The sequence below is a fragment of the Nocardia australiensis genome, assembly GCF_020733705.1.
Classification (GTDB): Bacteria; Actinomycetota; Actinomycetes; order Mycobacteriales; family Mycobacteriaceae; genus Nocardia; species Nocardia australiensis.
This window is the reverse complement of sequence record NZ_JAJFZM010000005.1, coordinates 36031-51872: the sequence shown is the minus strand read 5'-3', so window position 1 is coordinate 51872 and position 15842 is coordinate 36031. Positions and strand designations below refer to the sequence as shown.

15 protein-coding genes are annotated in these 15842 nt (G+C 64.3%); 3 read left to right on the top strand and 12 right to left on the bottom strand.

All coding sequences use genetic code 11. The features are described 5' to 3' along the window. Nucleotides 1-128 precede the first annotated feature (128 nt). The 7 genes from LKE06_RS22480 to LKE06_RS22450 all read right to left on the bottom strand — a co-directional run bounded on the left by LKE06_RS22480 (nucleotide 129) and on the right by LKE06_RS22450 (nucleotide 7353). Nucleotides 129-1478, bottom strand: a complete 1350-nt coding sequence (locus LKE06_RS22480; protein ID WP_228001345.1) for an acetyl-CoA carboxylase biotin carboxylase subunit — start codon at nucleotides 1476-1478, stop codon at nucleotides 129-131. Then, nucleotides 1444-2448, bottom strand: coding sequence for a methylmalonyl Co-A mutase-associated GTPase MeaB (gene meaB / locus LKE06_RS22475; RefSeq protein ID WP_228001344.1), 1005 nt, complete (start codon nucleotides 2446-2448; stop codon nucleotides 1444-1446). Before meaB ends, LKE06_RS22480 begins: the two co-directional genes overlap by 35 nt. Nucleotides 2449-2465: 17 nt before the next feature. Then, a complete protein-coding gene (locus LKE06_RS22470) occupies nucleotides 2466-3404 on the bottom strand; it encodes an MBL fold metallo-hydrolase (RefSeq protein WP_228001343.1) in 939 nt (312 codons plus the stop codon). 73 nt (nucleotides 3405-3477) lie between these two features. Continuing rightward, nucleotides 3478-4386 carry a 3-hydroxyacyl-CoA dehydrogenase family protein gene (locus LKE06_RS22465; RefSeq protein ID WP_228001342.1) on the bottom strand — a complete coding sequence of 303 codons (909 nt, stop codon included), beginning with the start codon at nucleotides 4384-4386 and terminating at the stop codon, nucleotides 3478-3480. Between the two features lie 12 nt (nucleotides 4387-4398). Further along, entirely contained in the window at nucleotides 4399-4809 is a 411-nt protein-coding gene (locus LKE06_RS22460) for a cobalamin B12-binding domain-containing protein (RefSeq protein ID WP_228001341.1), read from the bottom strand. 22 nt (nucleotides 4810-4831) lie between these two features. Then, nucleotides 4832-6562: a methylmalonyl-CoA mutase family protein gene (locus tag LKE06_RS22455; RefSeq protein WP_228001340.1), complete on the bottom strand. Its 1731-nt coding sequence runs from the start codon at nucleotides 6560-6562 to the stop codon at nucleotides 4832-4834. 35 nt (nucleotides 6563-6597) lie between these two features. Continuing rightward, nucleotides 6598-7353: an enoyl-CoA hydratase/isomerase family protein gene (locus tag LKE06_RS22450; protein ID WP_228001527.1), complete on the bottom strand. Its 756-nt coding sequence runs from the start codon at nucleotides 7351-7353 to the stop codon at nucleotides 6598-6600. Between the two features lie 786 nt (nucleotides 7354-8139). Here LKE06_RS22450 and LKE06_RS22445 point away from each other — a divergent pair. Beyond that, entirely contained in the window at nucleotides 8140-8541 is a 402-nt protein-coding gene (locus LKE06_RS22445; RefSeq protein ID WP_228001339.1) for a hypothetical protein, read from the top strand. A 619-nt stretch (nucleotides 8542-9160) separates the two neighbouring features. Here the strand turns inward: LKE06_RS22445 and LKE06_RS22440 are convergent. Genes LKE06_RS22440 through LKE06_RS22425 form a run of 4 tightly spaced genes read right to left on the bottom strand, consistent with a single transcriptional unit; the run spans nucleotide 9161 to nucleotide 12958 of the window. Then, nucleotides 9161-9400 carry a biotin/lipoyl-binding carrier protein gene (locus LKE06_RS22440; RefSeq protein WP_228001338.1) on the bottom strand — a complete coding sequence of 80 codons (240 nt, stop codon included), beginning with the start codon at nucleotides 9398-9400 and terminating at the stop codon, nucleotides 9161-9163. Next, nucleotides 9397-10164 carry a TetR/AcrR family transcriptional regulator gene (locus LKE06_RS22435; RefSeq protein WP_228001337.1) on the bottom strand — a complete coding sequence of 256 codons (768 nt, stop codon included), beginning with the start codon at nucleotides 10162-10164 and terminating at the stop codon, nucleotides 9397-9399. The genes LKE06_RS22440 and LKE06_RS22435 overlap by 4 nt, the downstream gene beginning before the upstream one ends. A gap of 22 nt (nucleotides 10165-10186) precedes the next feature. Then, nucleotides 10187-11383, bottom strand: a complete 1197-nt coding sequence (locus LKE06_RS22430) for a thiolase family protein (protein WP_228001336.1) — start codon at nucleotides 11381-11383, stop codon at nucleotides 10187-10189. Nucleotides 11384-11425: 42 nt separating this feature from the next. Continuing rightward, entirely contained in the window at nucleotides 11426-12958 is a 1533-nt protein-coding gene (locus LKE06_RS22425; RefSeq protein WP_228001335.1) for an acyl-CoA carboxylase subunit beta, read from the bottom strand. 157 nt (nucleotides 12959-13115) lie between these two features. Here LKE06_RS22425 and LKE06_RS22420 point away from each other — a divergent pair, with 157 nt between their 5' ends. Beyond that, nucleotides 13116-13367, top strand: coding sequence for a hypothetical protein (locus tag LKE06_RS22420; RefSeq protein ID WP_228001334.1), 252 nt, complete (start codon nucleotides 13116-13118; stop codon nucleotides 13365-13367). A 397-nt stretch (nucleotides 13368-13764) separates the two neighbouring features. Further along, the gene (locus tag LKE06_RS22415) at nucleotides 13765-13926 is read left to right on the top strand and encodes a hypothetical protein (protein WP_372477412.1); all 162 of its coding nucleotides are present in this window, start codon (nucleotides 13765-13767) and stop codon (nucleotides 13924-13926) included. A 187-nt stretch (nucleotides 13927-14113) separates the two neighbouring features. Here the strand turns inward: LKE06_RS22415 and LKE06_RS22410 are convergent, their stop codons facing one another. Then, the gene (locus LKE06_RS22410; RefSeq protein WP_228001333.1) at nucleotides 14114-15415 is read right to left on the bottom strand and encodes an MFS transporter; all 1302 of its coding nucleotides are present in this window, start codon (nucleotides 15413-15415) and stop codon (nucleotides 14114-14116) included. Between the last annotated feature and the right edge of the window lie 427 nt (nucleotides 15416-15842).

Sequence of the window (15842 nt, the reverse complement as noted above, 5' to 3'; positions counted from 1 at the left end):
GCTCTTTTGTGGATCGAGCCGTCGCATCTGGGCGACCGGCCAGCCGCTTCGGGGCACGGGACCGAAGTCTGTGAGAATCCGCGGTGTGCCGCGGTCGTCAGGAAAGAGGCACTGCTGAGGCGTGTCACTTATTCATGAACGCTCCCGGACTCGACGAAGCCGGTGTCGTAACGCCCGCTGACGAAGTTGGGCGACCGGAGCAGGTCGGCGAGGAACGGCAGATTGGTCTTGACGCCCTCCACGGTGAACCCCGCGACGGCATCGCGCCCCCGGGCGATCGCCGCCGCTCGGTCCTCGCCCCAGACACAGAGCTTGGCCAGCAATGAGTCGTAGTGGAGGCTGACCGTGCTCCCCGTGCGATATCCCGCATCGACCCGAATGTGCTCCCCTGCGGGCTCTTTCCAGCTGGTGATCGTGCCTGGGGACGGCAGGAACGTGCGCGGGTCCTCAGCGCATACCCGAAGTTCGATAGCGTGGCCGCTGGCATCAACGTACGGATCCAAACCGCAGGAGGGCGCCTGGCCCGCCGCCACCAACAACTGCTGCTCGACCAGGTCCACCGACGTGGTCAGCTCGGTGATCGGATGTTCGACCTGCAGCCGCGTGTTCATTTCCAAAAACACGTATTCCTCGGTGGCCATGTCGACCAAGCATTCGACGGTGCCGGCGTTGCGGTATTCGATCGCCGCGGCCGCTCGCCGCGCGCCCTCGATCATCCGGGCTCGCAATGCCGGAGTAAGGCCCGGTGACGGGGTCTCCTCGGCGATCTTCTGGCGGCGACGTTGCAGTGAGCAGTCTCGCTCTCCCAGGACAACAACCGAGCCGTCGGGAGCGCCGAGGATCTGGATCTCCACATGGCGTGCGGCTTCGATGAACCGTTCGAGCAGGATGTCGGGTGAGCCGAAGAATCTTTCAGCTCTGGTGGTCGCGGTCTCGTAGGCACGTCGTAGCTCGTCAGGGTCTCGGGCCAGGCTCATCCCGATGCCGCCGCCGCCTGCGGCGGCCTTGACCATGATCGGATACCCGATCTGGTCCGCCTGGGCCTCAGCGGCGGCAAGATCACGCACCGGCTCCGCTGTCCCACCAGCCACCGGGACTCCGGCGTCACGCATGATGTTGCGGGCGTTGATCTTGTTGCCCATGGCGAGGATCGCGTCCGCATGTGGACCAACCCAGGTCAGCCCTGCTGCTGTGACGGCCTTCGCGAAGTCGGCGTTTTCGGCGAGGAAGCCATAGCCTGGGTGAACCGCCTGGGCACCTGTCGCATGGGCGACGTCGAGTAATTCCTCGGCATCGAGGTAAGCACGCCCCGAGCGCCCTCCGGTCAGCGCGACGGCCTGGTCCGCATCCTCGACATACGGCAAGGTGGCGTCAACGTCGCTGTACACGGCGACGGTTCGGATCCCCATCTGCTTGGCAGTCCGGATGATCCGCCGCGCAATCTCACCTCGGTTTGCGATCAGCAGTGAGTCGAACATCGCTGACCTCCTCTCGACTCGACTCGAGCGCGGCATCCACAATGCCGGCGGCGATACCCTCCGGGTCACGGGTGCGCTCCCTCAGGTCGCGCAGCATCTCTTTGGGTAGCTGTCGAAGGTCGTCGCCGATCAATCGACGCCGGGCATACTCTCCGACGAAGGCCGCCACCTCCCGCGCTAGGTTCTCCTCGCGACGTCGATCCAGCGCGCCGCTATCGATCAGGTGGTCGCGGAACTGCTCGAGGGAGTCGGCCAGCTCGTCCACACCGGTGCCATTCTGGGCCTGGGTCATCGTTACGGTTGGTTTCGCGTCGCCTCGGTGACGCTCGCGCACCATCCGCCGCAAGTCCCCGGCCAACCGGCTGGCGCCTTCGCGGTCAGCCTTGTTCACCACGAAGCGGTCGGCGATCTCCATCAACCCCGCCTTCATCGTCTGGACCACGTCGCCCAGCCCAGGAACCTCGACGACCACTGTGCAGTCCACCGTGCCGACCACGTCCACCTCCGACTGCCCGACACCTACCGTTTCGACGAGCACGCGGTCGAACCCTGCCGCGTCGAGGACCCGGATCGCACTCGGCGCCGCCAGTGCCAGGCCTCCGACGTGGCCACGGTTGGCCATCGACCGAATGAACAAGCCCTGATCGTCGGGGGTGGAGCGCATCCGCACGCGGTCGCCGAGCAGGGCGCCACGGGTGAAGGGGCTGGACGGATCGACCGCGAGTACCCCGACGGTCAGGCCCCGTTTGCGGTATTCGGCGGCCAGTTGGTCGACCAGTGTGGACTTGCCGGCTCCGGGCGGCCCGGTGATGCCGATTGTGAAGGCTCTACCGGTGCGAGGAAACAGCGCCGAGTGCAGCGCGGCGCTCGCACCGTTCTCCACCAGGCTGATGGCGCGGGCAACGGCGACGTGGTCGCCAGCGACGACCAAATCGTGAAATTCCGCCGGGGTACGCTGTGCCAGGGACATGGGGATATGGTCTCCGATCACGCGGTGGTTGAGAAGACGTCGTCGTGGCGGTGGAGCGCCCCATCCTCGATGCCTTCGAGGAGGTGGGTGGCGAGTACGCTCGCCGCCCAGGGGATCACGTCATATACCCGTTGGGGGTAGATTTCCGCTTCCAGCTCCGCGAAGCTGAGCGGCCCAGCGTCCAAGGCGCGCATGACCGCGTCGGTACGGCGTTCGATGCGCTCGCTGGTCTTGATAATGGCGGCCGAGCAGTTGTCGGCGCCGTAGATCATGCCCCCATGCCCGGGTATTGCGAGCTGCAAATCCAGCTCGGCGAGCCGACCCAGACCGCCCAGGTAACCGCGGGTTCCGCCGCCACCCGGTGCGTACCACGGGATAGACGTCCCGCGAGCGACGAGGACGTCGGAGCACACCACGATCCCTAAATTCGACTCGACATAGGAGTACATGCCGTCCGCGTGGCCCGGAGTCAGCACCACCTGCCAGCTGGTCCGGCCGATATTGACATCCTCGCCGGGGACCAGTGCAGTCACCTCCACCGGCCCGTCGAGGACCCCGCAGTCGGTCCGGAAGTGCTCGACGATCTCCAAATCGGCACGTTCTGGCGCGAGCGCACGCACTGCTGTGGGGAATATCAGCTCCGCGGAGGCGACTGCGTCCGCGACGGTTTCGCCCAGGCCGGTCGGACCGAGCACCCGGACCCGTTCCGGTAACAGACCGATCCCACCAGCGTGGTCGAGATGTGGATGGGTGACGACGACGGTATGCACTGCGCCGATCTCGTAGCCCAGGGTGCGCAGCGCGCGATCCAAACCGTCGCGCGCCTCCTCGGTGCCGAACCCGCAGTCGAGCAGGGTCAGCCCGTCGCCGTCCTCGATGACCACGACATTGCTCGGCGACGGCCAGTGGGTGCTGCGGGCACGCAGGACGTGGATGTCGTCTGCCAGCGTGATCACGTCGAATTCCAAGTCTGTGGGACGGGACCTGTATACGGTCGTCGAGGCTCCACCGTCGATGGGTCCGCACATGTCAGGCCTCGGATCCCTTGTCGCGGGACACGCCAAGGAAGTCGTACCAGCCGCCGCGACTCGTCGGCTTGAAGGTCTTGTCGCCCAGGTAGCCGGCCGCGAACACCTGACGAGCCAATGGCGGCACCTGGTACCGCTCCCCGCACATCTCCTGCAGGTACTCCTGGGCGTGGTACCAGGCGTCGAAGGATGCGGTGTCGTCCAGCAACTCGAATACGCCCATCGGCCAGCCGAGCCCGGTCCGGACCATCTCATCGACCTCGGCCGGCCCGGTAATCCCCAGCTCGACGGCCCGGATCGCCTCGGCGATGAAGTTGTTGACGAACCGAGTCATGAAAAAGCCCGGCGCGTCCTTGACCCGGACCGGCCGCTTGCCGATCGAGGTCAGGAAGTCCACCACCTGGGTGGTCACCTCCGGTGCGGTCAAAGCGCTTTCGGCGACCTCGACCAGGGGCATCACATTCGACGGGTAGAACCAATGGGTGCCGATAAGCCGCGAAGGATCCGGGAGTGCCGAGCAGAGTTCGGCGATCATGATGCTGGAGGTGTTGGTAGCCACCGCTGCGTGCGCCGGGGCAGCCGCACCCACGGCCTCGAGCGCTGCGAGCTTCAGCTTCGGAACCTCGGGAATCGACTCGAAGATCAGGTCGGCCTCGCCGAGTCCTTCGGAGTAGTCCGTGGTGCCGTGCAGCCGAGAGAGAGCCTCTTCGGCAGCCTCGGCGGTCATGCGGGACCGGGCGACAGCTCGGCGAAGGCCGTACTTACCGTTCTCGACGGCGTCGAGCCCGCTCTTCACCGACTCATCCCGTCGGGAGACGATGGTGACCTGAGTGTCGCTTGCTGCAAGGCAGGCGACCGCGATGCCGTGCCCCATCAACCCGCCGCCCCCAAGAATCGCGATATTCTTCATGGCAATCTCCAATCAGGGGTGAATGCCGGTAACCGAGCGGCTGTGCTCACGGATGTAGGTCTGGATCTCCTCCGGGTCACTCCCGGGCCCGAAGATCCGGCCGACCCCTTCCTGTTGGAGCTTCTTGGCATCCGAGGCGGGGATGATCCCGCCGCCGATCAGAAGGACGTCATCAAGTCCGCGCTGACGTAGCATCGCGGCTACATCGGCAAAGACCGGCATGTGGCCACCTGCCGAGCTGGAAATGCCGATGACGTCGACGTCCTCCTGTGTGGCGGCGTTGACGACATCCTCAGGCAGCAGGAAGTTCATGAACACGACCTCGAAACCGGCATCGCGGAGTACCCGCGCCAGGTAGCGAACTCCCCGGTCGTGACTGTCGTGTGTGGGTTTGGCAAGCAGGGTCCGGATGGGACGATCCATGGTGATTCCTTGTCGCTAGAGGTCAGAATTCGTGGGGGGCGGACCAGCCGAGGTGCTGCTTGAGTACCGCCATCATTTCGCCGGTACTCGCCTCGGCCCGGGCCGCTTCGATCGCCGCTTCCATCAGGTAGTCGGTCCCCAACTCGGAGACGTCGGCCTGTGCAAACCGTCGGGCCGCGTCGTCGAAGGCGTCGATAGCCTTTTGGTAACGCGCCTGGTCACGAGTTTCACGCAACTCGCGGATGCGCTCCACTGCGATCTCCTCGACCGACGGGTCGACAGAGAACACCTCACGGTCCTCGTCTTCGTCGACCTGATAGCAGTTCAGCCCGACGATGCGCCGTTCGCCGCGGTTGACCATGTCCCGCCAGTGCTCGGACGACGCCTCCACCTCAGAACGGATCCATCCGGACTGCTGTGCGGCGACATAGCCGCCCTGCTTCTCGACCTCGTCGGCAATCTCCATAGCTCGTCGCGCCACCTGATCGGTGAGCGCCTCGACGTAGTACGAGCCCGCCAGCGGGTCGGACACCGCGGTGACGTTGGTCTCCTCCTGGATCACCTGTTGCACCCGCAGCGCCAGTGTGTGTGCCTCCAGTGACGGGATCGCGAGCGCCTCGTCATAGGCCGAGACTTCCATCGCCTGGGTACCGGCAATGACCGCACCGAGTGCATGGATCGAGGTCCGGATCAGATTGACCAGAGGCTGCTGTGCGGTGAGCACCGCCCCGGAGGTATGCGAGTGAATACGCACATGCATCGACCGCGGATCCTCGGCACCGAACTCTTCGTGCATGGTGGTCGCCCAAATCCGGCGCATCGCCCGAATCTTTGCGATCTCCTCGAAGAAGTCGTTCGCCTGGGAGAACTGGAAACCGAAGCGAGGCAGGAACTGATCCGGCTTCATCCCGGCGGCTGTACAGGCCCGGGCCAGTTCACGGCCGAAGGCCACCATCAAACCGGTTTCCTGAGCGGCATTGCCGCCGGCCTCCTCGATCCCGTAGCCGAAGAAGTTCGTCGTGTTCCAGCGCGGCATGCGCTTGGAGCAGTAGGAGACCAGCTCGGTGGCGAGCTTCAGTCCTTGGGCAGGGGGGAAGGCACTCATGCCGACGTACGCCGACTGGTGGTACCAGTTCATCGAGTTGCCGCGAAGCTCTTCGGGGCTGACTCCCATACGCTCGCCGTAGGCGATGTACTGCGCCAACGCCGGGATCGTTTGATAGTACGTAATGTGGACGACGTTGATCTTGCGTAGATCCATCCCGTCGAACAGGCGGGCCATGTCCCGGACGTTGTAGATGCCCATCCCGCACTGGCCCACGCGACCCCGCGCCGCAGGATGGTCGGGGTCCAGGCCCTCATGGGACACCAGGTCGTATACCAGGTTGTAGAACCGCTGGCCGAAGTACCCGACCATGCCCTGGGACTCGAGGAAATCCATCCGCTCCCGAGTGTTCTCCGCGAGCCCGTAACCGATCACCGGCTGGTTAGCCCAGGCCATCAGCTGGTGCTGAGCAGCCAGATTGCCGCGTGTGAACGGATAACCGCCCGGCCTTCCGATCTTTTTCTCGACATCGATGCCGTCGAGGTCATGCGGGAAGTAGGCACTTTGCAGCGGGAGACCGGACTGGGACATTGGCTGGGTGGCCTGGTCCGGAGCGGCGTCGCCGAAGCGCTGGACCATTTTCCCGTAGTCGGCCGCCCACTGGTCGCGCATGCGCTGGGAGGTGAGCCGGTCGTCATCAGAGAGCATTGGTGATTCTCCTCGTTGGATTGCTGGTCCCACTCTTAGGTAGGTAGGTAAGCGGCGATCCGCTCTTGGTGCTCGGCGGTCGTCATCAATCGCGCCTGTGCGCGAGCGGCGTGTTGCATCGACGTTGCGAGACTCTGGACAGCGGCTCCACGCAATGCGAGGAGCGTCTCGGTGACGACCGATCGCGGGACGGCCCCTGTGATCTGCTCGACTGTCGTGCTGGCAGCTTTGATCAGTTCGCCACCCTCGACCACCTGGTCGACCATCCCCGCATTGAGGGCGTCGGTGGCACTGAGGCGTTCGCCGGAGAGTAGGAAGTGCAAAGCTCGGGACTCACCGACCAAGCGGCTGAGTGACCAGCTTCCGCCGAGGTCAGGGACCAGTCCGACGGCCGCGAAGGCGGCTGTGAAGCTCGAGGTGTCCGCAGCGATCCGCAGGTCACAGGCAAGCGCGAGATCGACGCCGGCACCAGCGGCGGGGCCGTTGATGGCTGCGACCACCGGAACCGGGCAGGCGCGAATGGCCAACACAACCTCTTGCGATTTGGTGAACTGCTCGACACGGTCTTCGAGGTCCAGGCTTCGCCACTCGAGTAGCGTCGCCGCGTCGCCGCCTGCGCAAAACAACCGTCCGGCGCCGGTGAGCACGACGCCGGCGACGGACTCGTCGCTGCCCAGCTCCTCGATCGCCTCGCAGATTTCCCTCGGCATCGAACCGGTCAGTGCGTTGCCCCGATCCGGCCGGTTCAGCCGGACAATGCCGATCCCACCGAGTCGCTCCGTTTCGACCATGCTCACCTAGTTCTCCTCACCCCTGAGTGCGCCTACCGACTCATTGGTCAATCAACCTACCGCTCGGATGTCAGACGGTCAAGACCCTATCCGAACCGGCTTATCCGGCCGAGTTTCATCGGTCCCCTCGGACGCGAAGTGCAGCTTCTACGTGGAGATTCGGATGCGCCGTGTAAGCAGATGCACCCGTTCAAAGGACCTGTGCCCAGTTGATTTACGGGTACCGTGCGGCCGGGATGACCGGGCGGTCCCGTTGCCCCGTCAGTCGAAGGCTGAGCTGTATGCCGCGATCCGGCGAGACGCGCTGGCGCGGATGCGGGGGCGCGCATTGCAGGCCAAGTACGGAGTGGGTTGGCACACGGTGTAGCCGGCCGCGTCGTCGGTGTGGTCGGCGCAGCGCCGCAGGCATCCCAACCGCGGGTCGAAGTTGGATCCGTTCCAGGCGTTGTCTCTGCGACGGGATCGACCGTGCGTTCGTCGTGGAGTGCTGCCCGCAGCGAGCGCATCCCAACGGAGGTGGCGCGCCGTGATCGGAATGCCGCATGAGTGGCGAAGCGGCGTATAGCAGTCCGCCCGACGTTCACGGGCGGCTGGCCTAACGATCATCAACATTCGTCACTACAGCGCAGATGATTGCAATTAACGACCACCGGACCGGTTCGGGAATCATCCGTTGGTAGTCGTGAGTAACGATATGCGCCGGACATCAGGGTGTCGTCAGCAAATCCACATCGGAAGTAAATATTTTGTGGCGGAACAATGTGAGCAGACGGAAGGGACGGGAACATGCAGAAAATTGTTTCGTATGCGAGGCGCTCCCGGTTTATCGGCAAGCTGGGCATACAACTCTTGACGGTTGTGGGTGTGGCAGCTGCTGCCACGGCCTACGCCGCGCCCGCCTCGGCCGACATCGCGCATATATCCGTCATGGGCAGATTTTGGGACAACGTTGTCTACACGGCGGATTATGTCGAGCTGCTGCCAGATGCTTGCCTCGTACCTAAATCGGCTAAGCCCACAAACATCGGTATTGATTTCACTATTTCCGTTACCGGTTTGGAGTCCGTCGCTGTGTACGACAATGCGTCAGGCTGTAGTGGGGAAGTCGTAGGCACGGCCTCGCCGTTGGAACCGTATCGGGGCACTTTGATGAATGGGCCTTCGATCAAGTTGCCGTCGGGCCTCTAACAAATGTGACGAAGCTCTGTGTTTCGTGACGCCAGCCATCGTATGTGGCGACACCGGCAGCACTTACGAGATATCCGGTGCGCGAAGGCCGTCCAGGCGCGGCCTTCGCGCGGGAAGTCCGCCATCGTCGAGGCGACACCCGTCACGAACGCCTCAGCCCGGACCGACGTCAGAAATCACTGACCAACGACGTCGGAATTCACTGGCATAGCCAGTCGCGCTACTCAGCCGTGCGGCGACTGTGCACGCACAAGACACAACAGTCGCTGCACGCCTTCGATTTCGACGCCAATCCGAACGCCGACCGGGCCACCATTCGCACCTGGCAAATGCACATAGATCAGCCGAGGTCTGCCGCTATGTCCAAGCCGCCCGACCGTGGGGCGAGACGACAGAATGTGGCCAACCGGTTGTCCGCTGAGGATCCAAACACACCCGGCGCACTGCGGGGCGGGTCCTACGCGTCGCGTGCTGGCACCGATATAGCCCACATGGATCCGCAGATGCGGGAGACTCGTGTGGCACTGATACCGCGGCCTCGACCATGCGATGCGACCAACGGATCACCTGCCTACTGGGCACGGCGTATAGGCCGAGCAGTCGCCGCAGTTCGACGAGCTCAGCTCGCCTCGGCGATACGTGCCAGCACGTCGCCTTCGTTCACGACGGTGTCCGGCGCGGCCTCGATACTTGCGACGATGCCGGCTCGGGTGGCGATCACCGGGATCTCCATCTTCATCGACTCCAGGATCATCAACTGGTCCCCCCTGGCCACCGAGGCACCAACCTCGGTCAGGATACGAAAAACGCTGGCGGTGAGCTCTGCACGAACTGCGTGCCCGGCGGTTGTTTCGGTCATCGGCTATCTCCGTTCTGGGATCTCATCACGCCTTCCTCGAGGCGCTCCTTGGCGAAGGAGAGTTCCGAGGTGAGCGCGGCAGTGTTGTCACGTATCCGCTCGAGTAGCGAGAAGGAGTCGGCGAGCGCCGAATCGACAGAGTCGGGTCGGGGCCAGGCCGGCCGGCTTGGAGCATCGGATGCCAGCCAGCCTCGTTCGAGGAGCTGGACGAACTCTCCGGCGATCTCGCGCCGATCGTACCGAGCCGGGTCGTACCAGGTGTGCATCCAGTTACACATCCCCAGCAGCGCCAGCACCTTCAGCCGTGCCGACCCCGCCCTGAGCACGCCCTGTTCTTGGCCCTGACGAATCACGGTCTCGAAGCCATCCTCGTAGCGGCGCTTGGTATGGCTGATGATGTCCTTCATCTTCTCCGGGAGCTCGTACTCCTCCTGGAAAACGACCGAGAGCAGGCTCCGTTCGGCGGTGACGAAGTCGATGTGCGATGCCACCATCCGCCGCAGCCGTTCGTCCGCCGGCAGATCGAGCTCGGCGAGTGGGAGTACCTGCTCGGCGATCCGGCCGAGAATCTGGTCGTAGATCGCCTGCAGCAAGCTTTGCTTCGTGTCGATGTAGTGGTAAAGCGACGCCTTCTTCAGGCTGAGCGCGTCGGCCACGTCGTCCAGCGTTGTGGCCCGATAGCCACGTTCGGCAAAGAGTCTGCCGGCAACACCGACAACTCGGTCCAATGTAACCCGCTCAGCGCTCGATTCGCGTTCTACCATTCGCTTAGTTTCTCATGGTGGGTCAGGCGCCAGCGGCATGCAACACGACTGCCGAGCCCAAACCACTGCCAGCGGGAACGGTGGCGATACCGCGCCGCAGGTTGCGCTGACGCAGCGCCTGGGCCAGGTGGATGACGATTCGCAAGCCGGACATGCCCACCGGATGGCCGAGCCCAATACTGCCGCCGTCGACATTGACGCGCTCGGTAGGCCACTTGCCCAGCCGCTCGCAGGCGACACCTTGTACCCCGAAGCCCTCATTGCACTCGATCAAGTCGAGGTCGCCCAACCCCAGCTGGGCGCGATCGAGGACTTTGTTGACCGCATCCACAGCTGAATAGCCCATCAGATACGGGTCGCAGCCGACCATCGCGGAATGCGAGACGTCGAACTCGGCCAACGGCTCGACACCCAATCGCTTGACCGCATCGGCAGAGCAGAGCAGTGCGGCTGCCCCACCGTCGTTGATCCCAGAGGCATTACCAGCGGTGATCACGCCGCCAGGCTTGATCGGGCTCAGTTCCCGCAAGCTCTCCACGGAGGCATCTGGACGAATATGCTCATCCGCGCTGACCATGCGAGTGCCGCCCTTGACCGCGACCTCGACCGGGACGATCTCTGGAGCCAGCCGACCGGCGGCCTGGGCTGCGGCCGCCTTGTGGTGCGACTCCACCGCGTAGGCATCCATATCCTCACGCGACACGGTGTCGACCTCGGCATGATGTTCGGCCACGTCGATCATGTACCAAGGTTCGCCCCACCCGTGAGACCCGGCGAGGGTGCACTCCTTGAGCGCGTCGGTGAACTGTCCGTGCTGCAACCGCAGCCCCCAGCGTGCTCCGGCAACGGTGAACGGCGCGTTGCTCATCGACTCCTGTCCGAGCGCCAGCGCCACCTCGGCGTCACCGAGGGCAATCGCCTGCGCGGCCTTGATAAAGGCGACCATCCCGGAGGCACACTGCATGTGCACGGTATAGGCCGGGCTGGCATCGGGTACACCGATCCGCTGGCTGACTATCCTGGCCGGATTGGACTCGGCCATGTTCTGCAGCACTGATCCACCGACCACGTGCTCGATCGCGGCCGGCTCGACGCCCGTCCGCTCGAGGACACCTCGCGCCGCGGCGGTTGCGAGGTCGGTTCCGGACAAATCGCGGAAGGTTCCTCCGAATCGGGTGATCGGTGTCCTGCCGCCGTCAATTAGATAGACCTTGGACATGCTCGCTCCTGTGGTGTGATTCCGTCGCGGAATATTGGATGGTTAAAGGCCGTAGCCCAAGCCGCGCAACGCGGCGATGAGGGCGTCACGGGTAGCCTCGGGCTTGATGACGTCGTCGACGATGCCCGCGTCCACGGCCCGGAAGGGATGGGTGACCGTCGCCCGGTACTCGGCCGCGAGACCGGCCCTGGCCGCTCTCGGGTCTTCGGCCGCCGCCAGCTCGCGTCGATGCAGAATGCCGACCGCGCCCTCCGGACCCATCACCGCGATCTCGGCCCCGGGCCACGCCCACGTGAAATCCGCGCCCAGCGATTGCGATCCCATAGCGATGTAGGCTCCGCCGTATGCCTTGCGCATAATCACGGTCAACCGCGGGGATCCAGCGTCGGCGTATGCGTCGAGCATGTCCGCACCATGGGTGATCACTGCACGACGCTCTTCGACCGCTCCGGGCATGAAGCCAGGAACATCGACAAATGTGGTGATCGGTACACCGAAACGACCACAAAATCTAACGAAGCGGGCCACCTTCTGCGCCGCCTTCGCGTCGAGGATCCCGCCGCGACGACGCGACTGTGACGCGACGATGCCGACCGGCACCCCGTTGAGCCGCGCGAATCCTGTGACCACACTGGGCGAGAATCGGCCAGCGAGTTCTAGACCGCTTCCGGCGTCGACGATGCAGGCGAGCGCTTGACGGACGTCGAAGGGCGTATTTCCGGCGGTGGGCACGATGTGGTGCAGGTCAGCAGGGTCGCGTTCCGGGTCCCGCGCCGGCTCCAGTGGTAGTTCGGAGCCGCGACACTGTGGCAGGTAGCCGAGCAATTCGACAGTCAGCCGCAGCGCCGCTGCCTCGTCCGCGGCGGCCAGGTGAGCAACGCCGCTGTCACCGGTGTGCAGTGCGGTACCGCCGAGATCCTCCGGATCGACGATCTCGCCAGTGGCCGCCTTGACAACCTCCGGCCCGGTGAGGAACAGCCGCGCCAGTCCGGCCACCATCACCGTCCAGTCGGTCAGCGCCGGGGAGTACGCCGCAGCACCCGCGCAAGGACCCATAATCAACGAAATCTGCGGGACGCGCTTCTTGGCGAGGACATTCTGCGCGAAGATCCGACCGCAGCCGTGCAGCGCCTCGATGCCCTCGTGAATCCGCGCCCCGCCGGAGTCGTTGATGTAAACGATCGGCATCCCGGTGTCGATGGCAAACCGTTGCAGCCGCACGACCTTGTCAGCGAAAACGGAACCGATCGACCCGCCGGCGACACCGAAATCGTGGCTGGCAACGGCCGTCGGCCGACCGCGGACCAGGCCCCAACCGACGGCGACACCATCGCCTGGGAGCGACGCGCCCCCGCCTAGCATCCCGCCACCGCCCTCGCGCAGTGTGGCGATCTCGTGGAACACCCCATCGTCACACAGTGCGCGAGCACGGTCGCGTGCGGACAGCTGACGCGGGGGCTTGAGCCGCACTCCAGCCAGTCGCTGCTGGCGCGCGTCAAAGGCTGAGCCGGGCCCGGGGACCGGCACCGCGGAAGGTCCGGTGACCATCGCATCACGGTCGATCTCGACTGTCATGGTTCTCCAATCCGTCTCATCGGTAGCTAAACCTACCAGACGGTTGACGACCTCACAATGACTCCTTAGGCTGGCGCCATCAAAACGCCCTCGAAGAATGTCTAGGCACCTACGACGTTCTGGCGGGCGCGCACGCGACGACCGATGGAGCGCCAGAATGTCCAGACTCGAAGCCGAAGCACTGCACGCGCCCAGCACTCCCAACCGAATGGCTGGTACCGCGTCTGCCCCGGCCGCGGACCGGCCCCGGTCACCGTCCCACCAATGGAAGCTGGTGGTCGCCGCGAACGAGCAGTGGCAGGGCGAGATATACGAGACCCGCGCTGGACGTCGTCGAGAAGCGTTCAACGGCCCCATCGAGTTCCTCGACGCCGTGCGACGACTCACCGGTTGGGAACTGCCGATGTAATAGGAGCACCCGACTCCTGTCGGAACATCCCAATTCAGCCCACCAACGAGCTTGCCCCCGTCGAATTCGGCGAGGGCCGTCCGCGGTTGCGTGGTGATGGGCTCCGACGGCTCGGCGTCGATCGGAACGAACGCGTCGCATCTTGTGGTTGATGTAGCAGAGGTAGGGCTCGCCTCGGCCATCGTGGATCACGCAGTCCAACCGCGGGCGGCTGCCGTCGCCGACGCGCAGCCCAGTGCTCATCAGGATCCGCGCACTGTCCCCTCGGGCCAGTGAATCGCCCGAGAATGGCGGAATTTTCGAGCCAGGCCAGCACCGCTTCCGACAGCGCCCGAAGTGGGCATGCCATCAACCGGGATAGCCCTCGGCGAACGGATTGACCTGTGCGGTGACGGGCGTGGCTCCCATCCGTGCTGACGGGCGGCACGCAGCAGCCTTGCGTCACCTGTTCAACCGCATGCTCGGCAAGCTGTACCACTGCCTGCAAACCGCCGAGACCTACGACCCGACCAAAGCCTGCGGACGGCCACCGAGCTTCCAAAAACCGGCCGCCGCTTGACAGTTGGCAAGATCGGAGGTCTCCACCCCATTCTCGGCGCCGCACGGCGCGCGGCCGCACTGAACGCGTTCGCGATCACCTGTCGAGGGCCGGATCAACCCGACCCGTAACTAACCAGCACCGAGGTCAGATCCGCCGATATTCCGACAGCCCGCGGTCACCCAAACCGTCTAGAACGTGGCGATCATCATCCCCGGATGGAGCGTCGATCGCGGTCTGGATTCGCGAACACCAGTACCACTACGGCGGCGACGGCGGCCAGGACGCCGATCAGTTGGAATGCTTGGCTGTATCCGGCAGCGGGGGTGGCGGCATGGTCGACGATCACGCCAGTGGCGTATGGCGCGATGAGGCCGCCAATCGCCATCACGGCGAGGAATACGCCCATGGTGCCTGCGGTTTGTTGGGGCGGGCACAGTTCGGATATGGCCGCGTTCATGAGGGGGAAGGTTATGCTCGCCATCCCGTACCCGATGGACAGTGCAATGACGGCGACAATCGGTATGTCGATGAGGGGCAGAGCTGCCAGGATGGCACCGCAGACGAGCACCCCGATCGACGGGACGATCATTCTCACGGTGCGGGAGCTTGCCCCGCGCCCTATCAACTGGTCGGTCACGGAGCCTGAGGTGAGCAGCAAGGTGAGTGCGACGATCGCTGGGATCGCCAGCATCGATCCTGACTGCACTGCGCTGTAACCAAGTCCGCGTTCGAAGTATGACGGGAGCCATGTCAGGACTACGGTGGTCAGGCCGTAGACAACGATGGTGAGTGCGCAGCAACTCAGGAACGTTCGGGACATGAAGATCTTCCGCCAGGGGACGCTCGCCTCGGCATCGACAGCATCGGCGGTCGGATTCTTCGGGGACTTCCCTGCGTAAGGGCCCTCTGTCCACCCGATCAGCCAGCACGCCATCCACGCGACTCCGAGGACTGTCAACATTACGACGGCAGTTCTCCAGCCGTAGTTGGCGGTGACGACGGCGAGGATCGGGGCGAAGAGGATCTTCGCGATGGATCCCGCTGCCATGAGGAATGCCCCCGGCAATCCACGTTTCGATGCCGGATGCCAGGCGTAGGCCGCGGTGTGCATGAGCGCGGAGCTCGGCCCCTCAGCGAGACCCAAGAGCATACGGCCGACGAGGAGGGTGAGCAGGCTGGCAGAGATCACGAAAGGCAGCATCACGACTGACCAAACCGCCGCGAGGATGAGTAGCGCCCAACGCAACGTCAGGTACTTGTTCAGGGGGCCAGCGAAGAACCCGCCGATCGTGAAGGTAAGGAAGAACAACGAGCCGATCATGCCGAACTGGGTGGAGCTGAGGCCCAGTTCACGGGTCATCGGCTGGGCGATGATGCCCAGGATGGCTTTGTCCGCATAGTTGATGATGTAGAGAAAGACGACGAGGCCCGTCATGGCCCAAGCACGTCGCCTGGAGTCGGTTCGCGCCTGCGCGACTACCGAATCACCAGTCTGTTCAACAATCATTCAGTCACTCCTTCGATGAGCGGCAAATGCGACTCGCGGTTGCACGTAGCTGTAGGTCTCGCGCTACTGAATCGCGTATGAAGATCGCGATTCGCCCGATGCATCGCGATGCCGCAGACGACCAGCGCACGTGCACTCACGGGGCTCCCTTCGCGGATGCGCTCCGACCTAGGCGTGAAAGCCCAGCCACCTGTGGAGATGCAGGTCACAATCGCCACAGCTTCTCTTTCTAGCAGAAACGACCTCTGATAAACAGAGGATGTTGAAATCGGAGCACATCGAGGCTGCCCTGCGTAAGGCGTCGCCACTGTCGGCGGATCGACGTTGATCAATCGCGGATGCACCTACTTACCGAGGTGTCGTTCATCGGTGGGGTGACGCATCCGGTTGCACGAGTCGGAGCCCCGAACCGGAACGCTGCCGGCTG

Coding starts and splice junctions, on each gene's coding strand:
- LKE06_RS22480 (WP_228001345.1), bottom strand. CDS start 1,478: ATGTTCGACTCACTGCTGATCGCAAACCGAGGTGAGATTGCGCGGCGG.
- meaB (WP_228001344.1), bottom strand. CDS start 2,448: ATGTCCCTGGCACAGCGTACCCCGGCGGAATTTCACGATTTGGTCGTC.
- LKE06_RS22465 (WP_228001342.1), bottom strand. CDS start 4,386: ATGAAGAATATCGCGATTCTTGGGGGCGGCGGGTTGATGGGGCACGGC.
- LKE06_RS22460 (WP_228001341.1), bottom strand. CDS start 4,809: ATGGATCGTCCCATCCGGACCCTGCTTGCCAAACCCACACACGACAGT.
- LKE06_RS22455 (WP_228001340.1), bottom strand. CDS start 6,562: ATGCTCTCTGATGACGACCGGCTCACCTCCCAGCGCATGCGCGACCAG.
- LKE06_RS22450 (WP_228001527.1), bottom strand. CDS start 7,353: ATGGTCGAAACGGAGCGACTCGGTGGGATCGGCATTGTCCGGCTGAAC.
- LKE06_RS22445 (WP_228001339.1), top strand. CDS start 8,140: ATGCAGAAAATTGTTTCGTATGCGAGGCGCTCCCGGTTTATCGGCAAG.
- LKE06_RS22440 (WP_228001338.1), bottom strand. CDS start 9,400: ATGACCGAAACAACCGCCGGGCACGCAGTTCGTGCAGAGCTCACCGCC.
- LKE06_RS22435 (WP_228001337.1), bottom strand. CDS start 10,164: ATGGTAGAACGCGAATCGAGCGCTGAGCGGGTTACATTGGACCGAGTT.
- LKE06_RS22430 (WP_228001336.1), bottom strand. CDS start 11,383: ATGTCCAAGGTCTATCTAATTGACGGCGGCAGGACACCGATCACCCGA.
- LKE06_RS22425 (WP_228001335.1), bottom strand. CDS start 12,958: ATGACAGTCGAGATCGACCGTGATGCGATGGTCACCGGACCTTCCGCG.
- LKE06_RS22420 (WP_228001334.1), top strand. CDS start 13,116: ATGTCCAGACTCGAAGCCGAAGCACTGCACGCGCCCAGCACTCCCAAC.
- LKE06_RS22410 (WP_228001333.1), bottom strand. CDS start 15,415: ATGATTGTTGAACAGACTGGTGATTCGGTAGTCGCGCAGGCGCGAACC.